Here is a 14050-nt window from a genome sequence, read left to right on the forward strand (position 1 = left end):
CTTGCCAAAATTGCAGCAAACAACACAATAATGACTGCAATTAGACTACATTAACCATATAAATCGTTACAAAACAGAAAACTATAAAGTCTATGGCAAACTGACCGATATAAATTCGGTTTATGGCCCATTTTATCGAGGCACTCATGAAAGAAGTAAAATTTCGCTGGATAGATCAATATCTTATCCATATGACCTTAAAAACTAAATTCGCTATTCTCTCTATCGTTCCTATGTTGATGATTGTTGGACTGGCGCTTTTCCTAGATAACCAATCCCAGCAAACCTTAATTCAAGGACAGCTCAACAGTCTGCAAAATGCTTCACAACAAATTAACCAAGTCACTGGCAGCTTATATAACAAACTACCAGAGCAAGAACGCCAAACTATCCTTAATCAACTTAGTCGCGAAATTGAAGGTAATGTCAGCATTGTTTCGGTAAATGAAGCCGATAGCAAAGCGCAATCCATCGCTCGCAGTGGCGGTGGTATTGATGATAGCGGTAAGCAACCTAGAGCTGTGAGTCGGGTTAACGATCAAAATCTGATCACGATTATTCCCCTAGACAGCAAAGAAATTGATGCCTTGCTCGCCAACGATAACCTGCTGGTTTATGGCCTAATGGCGGCACTCTTGTTTGTGCTATTTTTGTTCAGCTATTACATTTCAACCTTCGTAGGCGGCGCACTTTATACGACAGTGATGGCATTAAAACGGGCCGCATCGGGTGATTTAACGGGGCGTTTAAACTTCTTCGAAGTAAAAGACGAGTTCAGTATCTTAGCCATCAGCATAGATACCTTGGTAGAACGTCAACATACCTTAGTCAAGCAAATCGCAGAATCGACCGCTAAAATACGCGAAGTTGTATCATCGTTTCGTAGCACAGCGCAGCAAGGTCAATCCTTGGCGGTAAACCAGAGACAACATCTGGACTCCTTAGCGACGGCAATGGAAGAAATGACTGCCGCAGTGAAAGAAGTTGCCCGCAATGCCGAACAATCCTCAGCCGAAACCCAAGAAGCCAATCAACAGGTTAGCGCGGGCGGGAAAGATATTGAAACCACAGTCAAAGCTATAGACGTGTTATCGGATGAGATCTCCGCGGCCTCAAATGCGGTGGGTGTACTCAATGACAACGCCAGTAAAATTGATGAAGTGGTGTCAACCATTAATGCGATTTCCCAGCAAACCAACCTACTGGCACTCAACGCGGCAATTGAAGCGGCACGCGCCGGTGAACAAGGTCGTGGCTTTGCCGTGGTGGCCGATGAGGTACGTACTTTAGCGGGGAGAACTCAGGCCGCAACGGTTGAAATCAAAACCATGATCGAATCACTTCAATCGGGTACTCGCAATCTGACACAAGTGATGTCACGTACTGTGAATCAAGCTAATGAAGGTAAACAACACGTACTGCAAACGGGTAAAGACTTAGAGTTTATCGCCCACCACAGCAACAAAGTGTTTGAAATGAGTGTGCTAATTGCGACCTCGGCCGAAGAGCAGTCGGCAGTGGCCAACGAGATTGCGACTAACTTAATGGAAATTCGCAACCAATCACACGATGTGGAGCAATCGGCCAACCAGTCGGTTTCAGGTTGCGATGAGCTGCAAGCAACAGCGGGGCAACTGGATCAGTTGATGGTGGGATTAAAAATCTAGTCGAGCATTATTTGATGGAATTTAAATTCACTTAACACCCAAAATGCACAAGGGAGCGATAATCGCTCCCTTGTTGTTTTCATTCTGACGGTCACTTTCCAATCAACAAGTGTCGTTTCAATTAATAAGTTAATTTTCAATCGATAACGCTACGGCAAAATGAATTCACGTCTGTTAATCCACGTCTTTAAGTGGCCATAGCACGATATGATCTTCAATATCCTTCACGCGTCTTTCATCCACCACCTTGCCTTGGATCGACATACCCGCTAAATGCATCGCTTCTTTGGAGCCTGTGAGCAGCGGATGCCAACTCGGTAGCTCACGCCCTGCCGCTAGGCGGCGATAGGCACAACTGTCGGGCAACCAAGTTAACTCATGGATATTATCAATCGTGATCACTGTACATTGGGGGACATGGGTGAAACGGTCACTGTAATGCTGACAGCCTGCCGTTTGATGATCGAGCAAAAGGCAAGCTGCATTGGTGTAATACAAGTCTTCGGTTTCATCATCTATCAACTTGTTTAAACAACATTTACCACAACCGTCACACAGGGATTCCCACTCGGTTGTGCTCATCTGCGCTAATGTTTTACTCTGCCAAAATGCCATGATTAACTATATCTTCTTAATAAAAAACCCGCTCAATGCGGGCTATTTTACACTAATTTGTCGTCAGATACGCAATGCCACTGAGATTAACGAGTGTGGTTTGACGCGCCAGAGCTCATTAGCAGCGTCTTGATGCTACCAAGTTAATCTTTGATCCCAAGACTTAGCTTATGCTCAGCCAATAAATTCACCTGAGGTGGCGGAATTTGTAAATAAAAGCCATTTTCTGCCATGGCTGCTCTGACTTTATGTATATCTGCCATTCCTAACGCGTCGCGTTTAGCGATAGGAAACACCATCACCAACTTTGGCACGCCAAACATTTCCATCAAAGGCACTGGAACATCGTCAAAACAATCTCTTTTCTTCACAAATAAATAAGTATCAGCCTTTCGGCTACTTTTATAAACGGCACATAGCATAAGAATCAAATATCCAATAGTTCAAACTTGCCAGTCAATGGGGCACACTATAACATGGTCGCCTAGTAATTTAATTGTAAAATCAGCGAACCGACTGATGATTTCTGGAGAATAGTGCCGGGATGTCAAAACCTAGCTTAGAGTTAAAAGGCGCTTCTTTTACTCTTTCAGTGCTTCATATTAATAGCAGCGATTTACAAGCTGTCATGACTGAATTAGACCATAAATTGGCACAGGCTCCTCAGTTTTTTCTGGGTGCTCCTTTAGTCGTCAATCTGAGTGCCATTCAGCACGACAGCTTGAATTTAAGTGCGTTAAAGGATCTGCTGATCTCACGTCAATTAGTGATTGTTGGCATAACGGGCGCGACAACCGTACTCAGTAAACAGGCAAAAGACTTAGGCCTTGCCATAGTCAAAGCGGGAAAACAGAGTAGTACCCCGCCGCCAGCCCCGCGCCAAACTAAGATAGTGAAGCAAAATATTCGTTCAGGCCAACAAGTCTATGCAAAAAATGGTGATTTAATCATATTTGGTGCGGTAGGCAATGGCGCAGAAGTCATCGCAGATGGTAGCATTCATATCTATGGCGCATTACGAGGGAAAGCCATGGCAGGCGCCGCTGGCGATACCAGCGCCGTTATCATTGCCCACTCTCTGGAGGCCGAACTCGTTTCAATAGCAGGGCAATATTGGCTCGCTGAAAATCTACAACAACATAGCTCAGATAAAAGCGGCTGCATTCGCCTAAACGGTGAGTCGCTTATGGTTGAATCATTGCCCCTCTAAATGGCAGAACAAAGGATAGAGAGAAACATGGCACAAATTATTGTTGTCACTTCAGGTAAAGGCGGCGTAGGTAAAACCACATCGAGTGCTGCAATTGCGACCGGTCTTGCCATGCAAGGACACAAGACAGTCGTTATTGATTTCGATATAGGTTTACGAAACTTAGACTTGATCATGGGTTGCGAGCGTCGTGTTGTTTATGACTTCGTTAATGTGATCAATGGTGAAGCCAATTTAAATCAAGCGCTGATCAAAGATAAACGCTGCGATAAGTTATTCGTTTTACCCGCTTCACAAACCCGTGATAAAGATGCACTGACCAAAGAAGGTGTTGGCCGTGTTTTAGACGATTTGGCCAAAGACTTTGAGTTTATTCTGTGTGACTCTCCCGCAGGGATTGAGCAAGGCGCTATGATGGCATTGTATTTTGCCGATATCGCCATTGTGACCACGAACCCAGAAGTCAGCTCAGTGCGCGACTCAGACCGTATTTTAGGTATGTTGCAAAGCAAATCACGCCGCGCAGAACTGAATCTAGAGCCGATAAAAGAATATTTACTCTTGACTCGCTATTCACCGAGCCGTGTAAAATCGGGCGAAATGTTGAGTGTTGACGATGTTCAAGAAATTCTGGCCATTGAGCTACTCGGCGTTATTCCTGAGTCACAATCTGTACTGAAAGCCTCTAACTCAGGCGTACCTGTGATTATCGACCAAGAAAGTGATGCAGGTTTAGCCTACAGTGATACAGTCGCACGCTTACTGGGTGAAGATGTACCAGTACGCTTTATTACGGAAGAAAAGAAAGGTTTCTTACAACGGATATTTGGTAGCTAATTATGTCTTTACTCGACTATTTCAAAAGCAAGAAAAAGCCTAGCACTGCGGTAATGGCAAAAGAGCGCCTACAGATCATCGTGGCTCATCAACGTGGACAAAGGGACACTCCCGATTATTTCCCACAGATGAAACAAGAGATCATTGCCGTTATTCGCAAATATGTGCCGATTTCTGATGATCAAGTTTCTGTGCAGTTAGATCAAAACGACGCCAACCTGTCGGTACTCGAGCTTAACGTCACTTTGCCTGACAGATAAGTCGATGACACAAAAAATGTCATCTTCAATTGAAGATGACATTTTGATGTGGATGTTTTTCAGCGATAGCTTCAAGTACGAAATATTAAGCACTAGACCTCAAGCTTTGCTAAAGCCTCAGTTGCCAATTCCCCTCGCCAACCGCATAACACTGCCGGTAAATCCCCTTGTTGCTTATCCCAACGCCATTGCAAAAACTCATGGATATGACGTTTAGAACCGAGCATTTCCTGCGGCACATCATGCTTTTCGCATAATTCGACCAAACAGCTTTTAATCGCTTTAAAGGCCGATTTGTAGCCTGATTTTAACGCCAATACATCCACTAACTCGGGTAAATTAACCAAATCCGCAGTTTGTAGCACACGTAATAAATCTTTGCCGTGGATGCGTTTTTCCTGTTCGGTCAAGTCATTGAGCTTAAACAAGTCAGCCGAAGTTTTAGGTTGCTTCTTCGCTAATGCAATAAGACCATGATCTTTGATCACAAAACCTAAGGCTAAATCACGGACTAAGGCTTTTTCAAGGCGCCATTTGGCGAGCACTTTAAGGTAAGCCAATTGAATTTCAGTGAGTTGAAAAGCATTTTTCACTTTCAAATAAGCTGTATCAAGATCAGGATCGGCAAGCCTGCCCTGAGTCATCCTTTCCCCTTCCTCGTATAACCAAGCTAAACGCCCTTGGGCGCTGAGTTTCGCTTCCAGTTGAGGATAGAGCTGATACAAATACAGGACGTCATTGGCGGCGTAGCTTAACTGGGCTTCCGTTAAAGGACGACGGATCCAATCTGTACGCGACTCACCTTTATCGATCACTTCACCAAGGCAAGTTTCAACCAGCTTGGCATAACCTACACCATGGCCCATACCACACAAAGAGGCGGCAATTTGGCTATCAAACAAAGGCGTAGGCTGACATTTGCCATAGTGGGCAAAAACTTCTAAGTCTTCACTGCAGGAATGCACTAGCTTAACGATATTCGGGTCCGATAACAGCGCCCAAAATTGGGCTAAATCTGGTAAAGCCACCGGATCAATCAAAGCTAAGGTTTTACCATCATAGGCTTGGATCAAACCTAACTTGGCATAATAAGTACGAGTACGAACAAACTCGGTATCTAACACGAGTATCTTACTCTGTTTATATTGGGCAACGAGGGCATTAAGGCTTGCTTCATCACTCACATATTGAAACGCTGACAAATTCTTCTCCAGATCCTGTGGGTCAATCACAGTCCATAAAAACAAAAGCCGGCAAATGCCGGCTTCAATCTTACGCGCGCTTAGCTTCGTCTCTAAGCTCTCGTCGCAAGATTTTACCCACGTTGGTTTTAGGTAACTCGTCCCTAAATTCTACCAGCTTCGGCACTTTATATCCCGTTAAATGAATACGGCAGTGCTTAATGATGTCTTCAGCGGTTAAAGATTTATCTTTTGCCACCACAAATACCTTCACTAACTCACCACTGGCGTCGTTTGGCACACCAACGGCAGCCACTTCAATCACTTTTGGATGAAGTGCAACCACTTCTTCGACTTCGTTAGGGAATACGTTAAAGCCTGATACTAAGATCATGTCTTTCTTACGGTCGACAATATAGAAGAAACCTTTCTCATCCATGTAACCAATATCGCCCGTGGCTAACCAGCCGTCAGTGTCGATCACTTTGGCGGTTTCTTCAGGACGTTGCCAATAGCCTTTCATCACCTGAGGACCTTTACCAAAAAGCTCGCCGGTTTCGCCTTGGGCTAATACCTTGCCGTCATCATTACGGATTTGGATCAGTGTCGAAGGGGCAGGAAAACCAATTGAACCGTTATAACCGTCTAAGTTATATGGACAACAGGTTAATAAGGGTGAGGCTTCCGTCAGACCATAACCTTCAAGTAAACGGGTTTTAGTAATGGTTTGCCATTTATCCGCCACGGCTTTTTGTACCGCCATGCCGCCACCGATAGAGAGTTTTAAGCGTGAGAAATCCAACTGGGAAAAATCATCACTGTTCACTAAAGCGTTAAATAAGGTATTTACCCCAGTTAATGCGGTGAAAGGGTACTTTTTCAACTCAGCCACAAATCCTGGGATATCGCGAGGATTGGTGATGAGTAAATTCTGACTTCCTTTGTGCAAAAACAGCAGGCAATTCACGGTCAAGGCGAAGATGTGATACAGCGGCAAGGCCGTTACGACAAACTCACTGCCATCGTTTAAAGCGGGAGAATATGCACCATCGGCCTGCAATACGTTTGCGACAATATTGCCATGGGTCAACATAGCGCCTTTAGAGACCCCAGTGGTGCCACCTGTGTATTGTAAAAACGCTAAATCATCGTTAGTGACTTCAGGTTTGATGTATTGCATGCGACGACCCGTTGATAAGGTATCGCGCATTGATAAGGCATGGGGTAAATCGTATTTTGGCACTAACTTCTTGATGTACTTCACCACAAAGTTCACTAAGGTACGTTTTGGTGCACTTAATTGATCACCTAAACTGGTGATAATCACGCTTTCAACGGGAGTTTGATCAACCACTTCTTCTAAAGTGCGGGCGAAGTTTGACACCACCACAATGGCTTTAGAGCCAGAGTCAATCAACTGATGTTTAAGCTCGCGCGGTGTATAAAGTGGGTTAACGTTAACAACCACCATACCTGCACGCAAAACACCAAACAGTGCAATGGGATACTGCAACAGGTTTGGCATCATCAAAGCGACACGGTCGCCCTTTTCAAGCTTTAATTCATTTTGTAAATACGCAGCGAATGCTCGGCTGCGTTCTTCCAATTTACGGTAGGTTAGCGTGGCACCCATGTTGATAAATGCAGGTTGATCTTCATACTTAGCCACCGCTGTCTCGAACATGTCGACAAGCGATGAGTATTGTTCCACATTAATTTCAGCAGGCACATCTTCTGGCAAATGATTAATCCAAGGCTGATCCACTACTCTCTCCTAAATCCCCACAACTGCGGAAACAATATCCATACAAGCGTCAAGACTCGATAAATACCGAGTTAAAATACCGGCTTACATTTTATAGTTATTGATTTACTCGTCATAAATCATACGAGCGTTTTAATTTTGATCATCATCACATAAAAAAAACAAAAAACCTAGCGTCTTTTTTATACCCATATAAGCAACCTATTAAACGAATTTGCGGATCAAACGTGCAACGCCTTCGGCATTGTCCATATGCACATGATGATCGCCCTCAATTATGTGTTCAGACAAATGCTTGAACCACGTTCTGGCCTTAGGTATCGCGCTCTGCAACTGGCTAAATCCCTGTTTGCCACAAATTAATAAGGTTTCAACATTGATGTCCTGCATCAAGGCATCAACTTGGGCGAAGGTTAATCGTTGGGGTGAATCTAATCTTAATCGAGGATTACTACGCCAACCTATGCCATCACCTTCGGGCTGCATATTACGATCGAGCAACAAACGACACCAAGGTTCGGCAAGTCCTGTTAAATGTGCCCTCGCCCGCACCGCAGTATCTATACTGTCGTAAATCTTTGCCTGCCCATGCTTCTGAGTTAAATACTTCTCATGCTGATAGAAGCTTTTTTTCAATCGCGCCTTAGCTTGCGTTGGCAACTCAGACAAGGGGCTTAACGCTTCAATCAATACCAGCTTGTTAACCTTTTCGGGAAACGTCGCCGTATAAGCAGAGGCAATAATACCGCCAAGCGAATGCCCAATCATTGCCGCTGGCTTTTGCGGTAATACCGTTAACAACGCGTCTAAATCATACAAATAATCAATCCAATGCAGCGGATAGTGTCCCGGCCTATGTGCAGAAAAGCCGTGTCCTGGCCAATCAATGGCGAGCACTTGATAATCGAGTAAATGCGCTGCTAAGGGTTCAAAACTGTTGGCGTTATCTAACCAACCATGTAAGGCAAGCAATAAAGGTTTATCCTTCGCCCCCCATAATCGGCCCGCGACCGTAATATGAGGTAATACAAATTCGATTTGATTTTTGGGGGCGAAAGATTGCCACATAATGCCTCTGATGTCAGGTAATTAAGATGATTTTTTGACAAATTTAAGTGTCATACGGTCACTTTCACCGATCGCTTGGTATTTTTCTTTATCGGTATCACCCAAGGCAAAAGAGGGCGGTAGCGTCCAAACACCTTTGGCGTAATCTTTCGTATCTTTGGGGTTCGCATTGATTTCTGCACTTTCAACTAAGGTAAAACCTGCTTTTTTGGCTAAAGCAACCATAGCCGCTTGATCCATATAGCCAGTGCTGAAGTTCATTCCTTCGTTAGCTCTATGCTCTACCACGCCAAAGATACCGCCGTCCTTCAACACTTTATAAGACGCGGCAAACACGTTTTCCAGCTGATCTGTCGATGCCCAGTTATGTAGATTTCGGAAGGTTAAGACCAGATCAGCACTACCGTCAGCGCCTAAATCCATCTTATGTGGAGGATCGAAGGTAACAATCTTAGCATTGCCCATGACGTCTTTATTGGCCGTCATCCACGTAGCATACTTAGTACCCGCGTTCGCGCGATAACGATTTCCGGGAGTATCTGTTGCAGGAGCTGTTTCGAAACTGGCTGCGATATATTGGCCCTCTTTAGCAAGATAAGGCCCTAATATTTCACTGTACCAGCCATTACCCGGCCAGAGTTCAATCACAGTCTGTTTTGGGGTAATGCCAAAAAAAGTTAAGGTTTCAGCGGGATGACGATAAACGTCACGACTGGCATTTTTAGCCTGACGAAAATCGCTTTTTAAGACTTTATCTAAGCTTTCATCGGCATAGGTAACACTCGAACATAAACCAGCAAGCAGCAGACTGGCAACTAAGGTGACTTTTTTCATTGTAATTCTCCATGGATACCGAAGGCTTAACCTAGCAGCCAATGGCCAAAAATCCAAGGAATAGAAGTCGGAAAACTAAGCTTTAAGCGACATAAGTGGTTATAGCTCAAAGTGATGAGCAAAATCACCTTTACCTAAATCAACAAAGTTCAAAGCAGAAAAACGATGGGGAAAACACTAGACGACTGAGGCATTAAACAAGCTTGAGAACTAACGACTTGCGGCATTATCTACGCGGCGCCACGCAAAATACAAAGCGCAGGCACTGGTTAATAACCAAAGTCCCACCCAAATCCACGCGGGGATCCAAGAACGCTCGGCCAACATCACTGCATCACCTTGACCATCAAGCCCGAGCAACACTGTCGGACTCGCAAGTGCATTAAGCATGATCATCAAGCCAATAATACGCAAAAACTGAGTCAACATTTTGTTTTGACTGAGTTTAAGCGGTAACAACAAAATAATAGTCAGCACAGCTAAAATCGCTAACGTGAGAATATCCCTGCCCCAAAGCAAGCCGCTTAGCACAACTAAGGCACCTAGCAAGGCAAAACTCACGCGGATCCCCTTTGGCCAAGTCGCTAATAAATAGATTAAATATCCCCAGCAGGCTGCACCAAAATACCCAGCAAAGCCAATAAACATCGGCGAGCCGCCTTGGCTAAAACAAAATCCTGCGCCGTTTGGAAACAACTGAATATGGCTGACCACGCCCGAGCTTAAAATCGTTGCAATGGCATGGGACAGTTCATGAAAATAGCTTTCAAGCCATTTAAACGGCACGCTCAAATAGGGAATTCGAGTTATCAATAAAGCTAAAACTAGCTCGATAATAAACAAACCACGGCTTGGCACACCACTGGCGGCTAAACCCGTTAATTTAGAAGAGGAAAATCGCGAGGTTGAACTAGAAGACGTTTTTTGATGCTCAAGCATACAAGTCCACACCCACCATTTGCTGAATTTCATCGCGTTTGGCGGCATGTTGGGTTTGTAAATATTGGGCAATCGCTCCCTGATGGCCGCGAGTATCTTGCTCATACTCGAGGTGGGCGCCGAGCCTTGACTGTAAATTTCCCGCTGCACTTTTACTTTTAGGCTGAGTTTCTAAACTAAGGGCTTCGACGGCATCTTGCTCAATCACTGGGCGTGACGATTCAGGCGCAGTCAGCCCCTGAGCGATAGCGGGTCTATTACTCGCTACAGCATTCGTCAAACTCATTTGATTCACATTAACTTGCATCAAGAAGCCTTAAGTTTGCACTATTCATCGTTAAGCCATTCATCGTAAAGAATGCTTAGCATTAATTGCCTGAGATTCTATCGCAGATACTCAGGCAAAGAACAGCTTATTCACGGCCGGGTAACTTTTTCCATGTGACTGTATCACGTAAGTACACAGGTTCAAGCTCATCGACCGAGGTTGTCAGTCCAGCTTTTATGCCTGCTTCAGCCAATATCAGCATAGCCTTTGCATCGGGATATTTCACGGCCTCGAGAGCTAAAATCCCCTTGCCTAGTGCCAGCAAATCGGGATAAGCATCAAAACCTGTGCCGCAGCCCACAATTGGCGCTTGAGTATCGAGCTGAAGTAGTACGTCCGCAGGCGCACTGACCACTTCTTTACCGACAAGCGTTGCAATACCGTCAACGGCCACAAACTGGCCCCAATACACTTCGCCCATGCGCGCATCAATGGCGCACAAAACTTGCTCGGCTTGATGCTCGCTAATCGCCATTTGTGCCATTGCCGCTAAGGTTGAAATACCAATCACAGGCAAATCTAACCCCAGTGCCAGACCTTGCGTCATGCTAGTGCAGATGCGGATCCCCGTAAAACTGCCAGGGCCTCGTCCGTAAGCAATCGCAGTCACTTTATCTAAGCGAATGCCTGCTTGCTTGAGCACTGAATCGACCATAGGCAGCAGACGTTGACTGTGTTCACGCGGCGCATCGGCAAGTTCAGCATAAATCTGACCTTGATATTGCAGCGCAGCTGAGCAGGATTCGGTACAAGTATCTAAGGCAAGAATACAAGCAGAGTGTTCATGTGTTATTGTCATTTCAAAACCGGATTAGCGGGCAAGATTTCGCATCAAATTTACATAATCTGTATTGCGCGAATATGCCATGAGAAAACTGGCGCAAATAATAACATCAAATGCCCGAAAACAAAGGACTAAGCAAGCAACTCAGCTAAAATAGCGCTCGCATGATATTCAGTCGCAAATCTGGACGAGATGGATTTATGTGATCTAAGTCAATGATCAATAAACTCATTAATGAATATCGCTCGCTTGGGGAAACTTTTTCAACTTTGATTGTCAGAGCACAAAAGTAAGGGACGAATTTATCCCTTGCCATTCCCTTAGTATTGTACGATTGCTTTAACCCGCCTTCGATAAGGACATTTCATGTTAAACACGCCTCCATTGCGTCGCCTAAGACGCTTACGTAATTCAGAAGCAATGCGCGATCTACTGCGCGAAACCCATATTTCGCTGAGCGATCTTATCCATCCCCTGTTCATTGAAGAGCACATCACCCATGCCGTGCCCATCTCCACGCTACCTAGCATCAGCCGTTTACCTGAGAGCGCACTGGCGGATGAAGTTCGCGAGCTTTACGCCCTAGGGATCCGCTATGTGATGCCCTTTGGGATTTCCCACACTAAAGATGATAAGGGCAGCGATACATGGGACGACAATGGTTTACTCGCCCGTATGGTGCGCACCATTAAAGCTACCGTGCCTGAGATGATGGTGATCCCCGACATTTGTTTTTGTGAATACACAGATCACGGCCATTGCGGCGTCGTACACAATAATGAAGTCTGCAACGACCTCACAGTCGAAAATTTAGTTAAGCAATCGATAACGGCCGCCAAAGCGGGCGCCGATATGTTAGCACCATCGGCCATGATGGACGGTCAAGTGAAAGCCATTCGCCAAGGGCTCGATGCCGCAGGTTTTGAGCATGTGGCGATTCTGGCCCACTCGGCAAAATTCGCCTCTTCCTTCTACGGTCCTTTTAGAGCCGCGGTCGATTGTGAACTCAGTGGAAATCGCAAGGGATATCAACTGGATTATGCTAATGGTCGTCAAGCCCTGTTAGAAGCCTCATTAGATGAAGCCGAAGGCGCCGATATCCTGATGGTTAAACCCGGCACCCCCTACTTAGATGTGCTCAGCCGTTTAAGACAAGAAACCCACTTGCCACTCGCCGCCTATCAAGTCGGCGGTGAATATGCGGGCATTAAATTTGCCGCCCTTGCGGGCGCGTTGGATGAGCGTGCTGTGGTGACTGAAACGTTTATCGGCTTAAAGCGGGCGGGTGCAGATTTGATTGTCAGCTATTACACCAAACAATACGCCCAATGGTTAACTGAAAGCCGATAGTTGCGTCGGTAGCTAATCAAAAGTTACGCTAATCGTGAAACCGATAGCTAAGCGGCTTGTTAAGAGAACAACTAGGTTTTGCATTTTAGAAACCCCATAAAAAACGCCACCTTTATTGGTGGCGTCTTTGTATTTAACACCCTGTGCTAAATCGCTTAAGCCTTCTGTAATCTTGCAAACAAGGCTTTTACTTTTTCCACTTTAGGACGCACGACCATCTGACAATAGGGCTGCTCACCGTGTAAAGCGAAGTAGTCGTTGTGATAATTTTCAGCGGGATAAAAAGTATCAAACGCTGAAACCTGGGTCACTATCGGCGCATCAAAAACCTTGGCTGCTGCTAACTGAGCAAGCATAGCGGTAGTTTGCTCTATCTGCTCAGCATTATGGGTAAACACCACGGAGCGATATTGTGGCCCCTTATCATTACCTTGGCGATTAAGCGTGGTCGGATCATGGCTCTCAAAAAAGACCTGTAATAGCGTCGTAAAATCAATTTCCTCTGGGTTGAACTCGATATGCACAACCTCTGCATGGCCGGTTTGGCCCGAGCAAACAGATTTATAATCGGCATCATGGGCTTCGCCGCCGACATAACCTGAAGTGACATTCACCACGCCCTTTAGGCTTTTAAAAATCGCTTCGACGCACCAAAAACACCCTGCACCAAAAGTCGCAAAGTGATTCGGTGCTTGTTCAACAGCGTTATCCATCCCTTTGAAAACCATAGAAACTGAGTTAACACAGTGACGGATATTGTTAGGTGTTAACATTTCACCTTCAAAGACATGCCCCAAGTGACCGCCGCACTGGCTACAAACAATTTCAGTTCTGCGGCCGTCGGCGTCTATGTGGCGGGTTACAGCGCCGGCAATTTCATCATCGAAGGCTGGCCAGCCACAATGGGCATTAAATTTATGCTCAGAACGATACAAGGGGGCATGGCATTTTTTGCATAAATACAAACCCTTAGCATCGTGTTCATAATACTCACCACTAAAGGGGCGTTCAGTGCCTTTCTCTTCGATAACATAGCGTTCAAAATCGGTCAGTTTATTCATATTAATGCCCTTTCGACTCACGTCGTTGTGTATTTCGATATTCTTTGATTAAGAAGCTGATTTATAAGGAAGCCAACATAAGACCCACTCCAAGTAAGATTTCTTGCACTCGGCTTCAAAATGCGGCTGACATCAATCCAATCACAACAAA

The 14050-nt window shown here is 45.2% G+C and carries 15 protein-coding genes; 5 read left to right on the top strand and 10 right to left on the bottom strand.

Annotated features, from left to right (window positions below; translation table 11 throughout):
- The first annotated feature begins 146 nt into the window (after positions 1–146).
- Complete coding sequence (locus L5M29_RS04455) at positions 147–1667, top strand: methyl-accepting chemotaxis protein (protein WP_105253108.1); 1521 nt, start codon at positions 147–149, stop codon at positions 1665–1667.
- 174 nt (positions 1668–1841) lie between these two features.
- On the opposite strand, the gene L5M29_RS04460 is transcribed toward L5M29_RS04455, so the two are convergent.
- Positions 1842–2282: a YcgN family cysteine cluster protein gene (locus L5M29_RS04460; RefSeq protein WP_131525467.1), complete on the bottom strand. Its 441-nt coding sequence runs from the start codon at positions 2280–2282 to the stop codon at positions 1842–1844.
- Positions 2283–2425: 143 nt separating this feature from the next.
- Positions 2426–2704, bottom strand: coding sequence for a YcgL domain-containing protein (locus tag L5M29_RS04465; RefSeq protein WP_028760191.1), 279 nt, complete (start codon positions 2702–2704; stop codon positions 2426–2428).
- 122 nt (positions 2705–2826) lie between these two features.
- On the opposite strand from L5M29_RS04465, the gene minC reads away from it, so the two are divergent.
- The 3 genes from minC to minE are packed head-to-tail and all read left to right on the top strand — an operon-like array spanning position 2827 to position 4589.
- The gene (gene minC / locus L5M29_RS04470; protein ID WP_006086392.1) at positions 2827–3492 is read left to right on the top strand and encodes a septum site-determining protein MinC; all 666 of its coding nucleotides are present in this window, start codon (positions 2827–2829) and stop codon (positions 3490–3492) included.
- Between the two features lie 27 nt (positions 3493–3519).
- On the top strand, positions 3520–4329 hold the full coding sequence (gene minD / locus L5M29_RS04475; RefSeq protein WP_006086391.1) for a septum site-determining protein MinD: 810 nt from the start codon (positions 3520–3522) through the stop codon (positions 4327–4329).
- A gap of 2 nt (positions 4330–4331) precedes the next feature.
- Positions 4332–4589, top strand: coding sequence for a cell division topological specificity factor MinE (minE, locus tag L5M29_RS04480; RefSeq protein ID WP_028760193.1), 258 nt, complete (start codon positions 4332–4334; stop codon positions 4587–4589).
- Between the two features lie 92 nt (positions 4590–4681).
- On the opposite strand, the gene rnd is transcribed toward minE, so the two are convergent.
- The 7 genes from rnd to tsaB form a co-directional block, all read right to left on the bottom strand.
- Positions 4682–5791, bottom strand: coding sequence for a ribonuclease D (rnd, locus tag L5M29_RS04485; protein ID WP_028760194.1), 1110 nt, complete (start codon positions 5789–5791; stop codon positions 4682–4684).
- A 70-nt stretch (positions 5792–5861) separates the two neighbouring features.
- Entirely contained in the window at positions 5862–7535 is a 1674-nt protein-coding gene (gene fadD / locus L5M29_RS04490; protein ID WP_263166450.1) for a long-chain-fatty-acid--CoA ligase FadD, read from the bottom strand.
- A 204-nt stretch (positions 7536–7739) separates the two neighbouring features.
- Entirely contained in the window at positions 7740–8603 is an 864-nt protein-coding gene (locus L5M29_RS04495; protein WP_263166451.1) for an alpha/beta fold hydrolase, read from the bottom strand.
- Positions 8604–8624: 21 nt separating this feature from the next.
- A complete protein-coding gene (locus tag L5M29_RS04500; protein ID WP_263166453.1) occupies positions 8625–9437 on the bottom strand; it encodes a class I SAM-dependent methyltransferase in 813 nt (270 codons plus the stop codon).
- 210 nt (positions 9438–9647) lie between these two features.
- Positions 9648–10376, bottom strand: coding sequence for a M50 family metallopeptidase (locus tag L5M29_RS04505; RefSeq protein ID WP_263166455.1), 729 nt, complete (start codon positions 10374–10376; stop codon positions 9648–9650).
- Positions 10369–10683 carry a hypothetical protein gene (locus L5M29_RS04510; protein WP_006081355.1) on the bottom strand — a complete coding sequence of 105 codons (315 nt, stop codon included), beginning with the start codon at positions 10681–10683 and terminating at the stop codon, positions 10369–10371. Before L5M29_RS04510 ends, L5M29_RS04505 begins: the two co-directional genes overlap by 8 nt.
- Before the next feature lie 106 nt (positions 10684–10789).
- Positions 10790–11503 (bottom strand): tRNA (adenosine(37)-N6)-threonylcarbamoyltransferase complex dimerization subunit type 1 TsaB, encoded by a 714-nt coding sequence (tsaB, locus tag L5M29_RS04515; RefSeq protein WP_219252692.1) that lies wholly within the window; start codon positions 11501–11503, stop codon positions 10790–10792.
- A gap of 351 nt (positions 11504–11854) precedes the next feature.
- Between tsaB and hemB the strand changes: the two genes are divergently transcribed.
- On the top strand, positions 11855–12838 hold the full coding sequence (hemB, locus tag L5M29_RS04520; RefSeq protein ID WP_263166459.1) for a porphobilinogen synthase: 984 nt from the start codon (positions 11855–11857) through the stop codon (positions 12836–12838).
- Between the two features lie 155 nt (positions 12839–12993).
- Here hemB and L5M29_RS04525 read toward each other — a convergent pair whose 3' ends face one another.
- On the bottom strand, positions 12994–13899 hold the full coding sequence (locus L5M29_RS04525) for a bifunctional methionine sulfoxide reductase B/A protein (RefSeq protein WP_028760202.1): 906 nt from the start codon (positions 13897–13899) through the stop codon (positions 12994–12996).
- Between the last annotated feature and the right edge of the window lie 151 nt (positions 13900–14050).

It is taken from the genome of Shewanella sp. SM95, assembly GCF_025653595.1.
Classification (GTDB): domain Bacteria; phylum Pseudomonadota; class Gammaproteobacteria; order Enterobacterales; family Shewanellaceae; genus Shewanella; species Shewanella oncorhynchi.

Excerpts from the sequence above, each read along its gene's own strand:
- L5M29_RS04455 (WP_105253108.1), top strand. The coding sequence starts at position 147 with ATGAAAGAAGTAAAATTTCGCTGGATAGATCAATATCTTATCCATATG.
- L5M29_RS04460 (WP_131525467.1), bottom strand. The coding sequence starts at position 2,282 with ATGGCATTTTGGCAGAGTAAAACATTAGCGCAGATGAGCACAACCGAG.
- L5M29_RS04465 (WP_028760191.1), bottom strand. The coding sequence starts at position 2,704 with ATGCTATGTGCCGTTTATAAAAGTAGCCGAAAGGCTGATACTTATTTA.
- minC (WP_006086392.1), top strand. The coding sequence starts at position 2,827 with ATGTCAAAACCTAGCTTAGAGTTAAAAGGCGCTTCTTTTACTCTTTCA.
- minD (WP_006086391.1), top strand. The coding sequence starts at position 3,520 with ATGGCACAAATTATTGTTGTCACTTCAGGTAAAGGCGGCGTAGGTAAA.
- minE (WP_028760193.1), top strand. The coding sequence starts at position 4,332 with ATGTCTTTACTCGACTATTTCAAAAGCAAGAAAAAGCCTAGCACTGCG.
- L5M29_RS04495 (WP_263166451.1), bottom strand. The coding sequence starts at position 8,603 with ATGTGGCAATCTTTCGCCCCCAAAAATCAAATCGAATTTGTATTACCT.
- L5M29_RS04500 (WP_263166453.1), bottom strand. The coding sequence starts at position 9,437 with ATGAAAAAAGTCACCTTAGTTGCCAGTCTGCTGCTTGCTGGTTTATGT.
- L5M29_RS04505 (WP_263166455.1), bottom strand. The coding sequence starts at position 10,376 with ATGCTTGAGCATCAAAAAACGTCTTCTAGTTCAACCTCGCGATTTTCC.
- L5M29_RS04510 (WP_006081355.1), bottom strand. The coding sequence starts at position 10,683 with ATGCAAGTTAATGTGAATCAAATGAGTTTGACGAATGCTGTAGCGAGT.
- tsaB (WP_219252692.1), bottom strand. The coding sequence starts at position 11,503 with ATGACAATAACACATGAACACTCTGCTTGTATTCTTGCCTTAGATACT.
- hemB (WP_263166459.1), top strand. The coding sequence starts at position 11,855 with ATGTTAAACACGCCTCCATTGCGTCGCCTAAGACGCTTACGTAATTCA.
- L5M29_RS04525 (WP_028760202.1), bottom strand. The coding sequence starts at position 13,899 with ATGAATAAACTGACCGATTTTGAACGCTATGTTATCGAAGAGAAAGGC.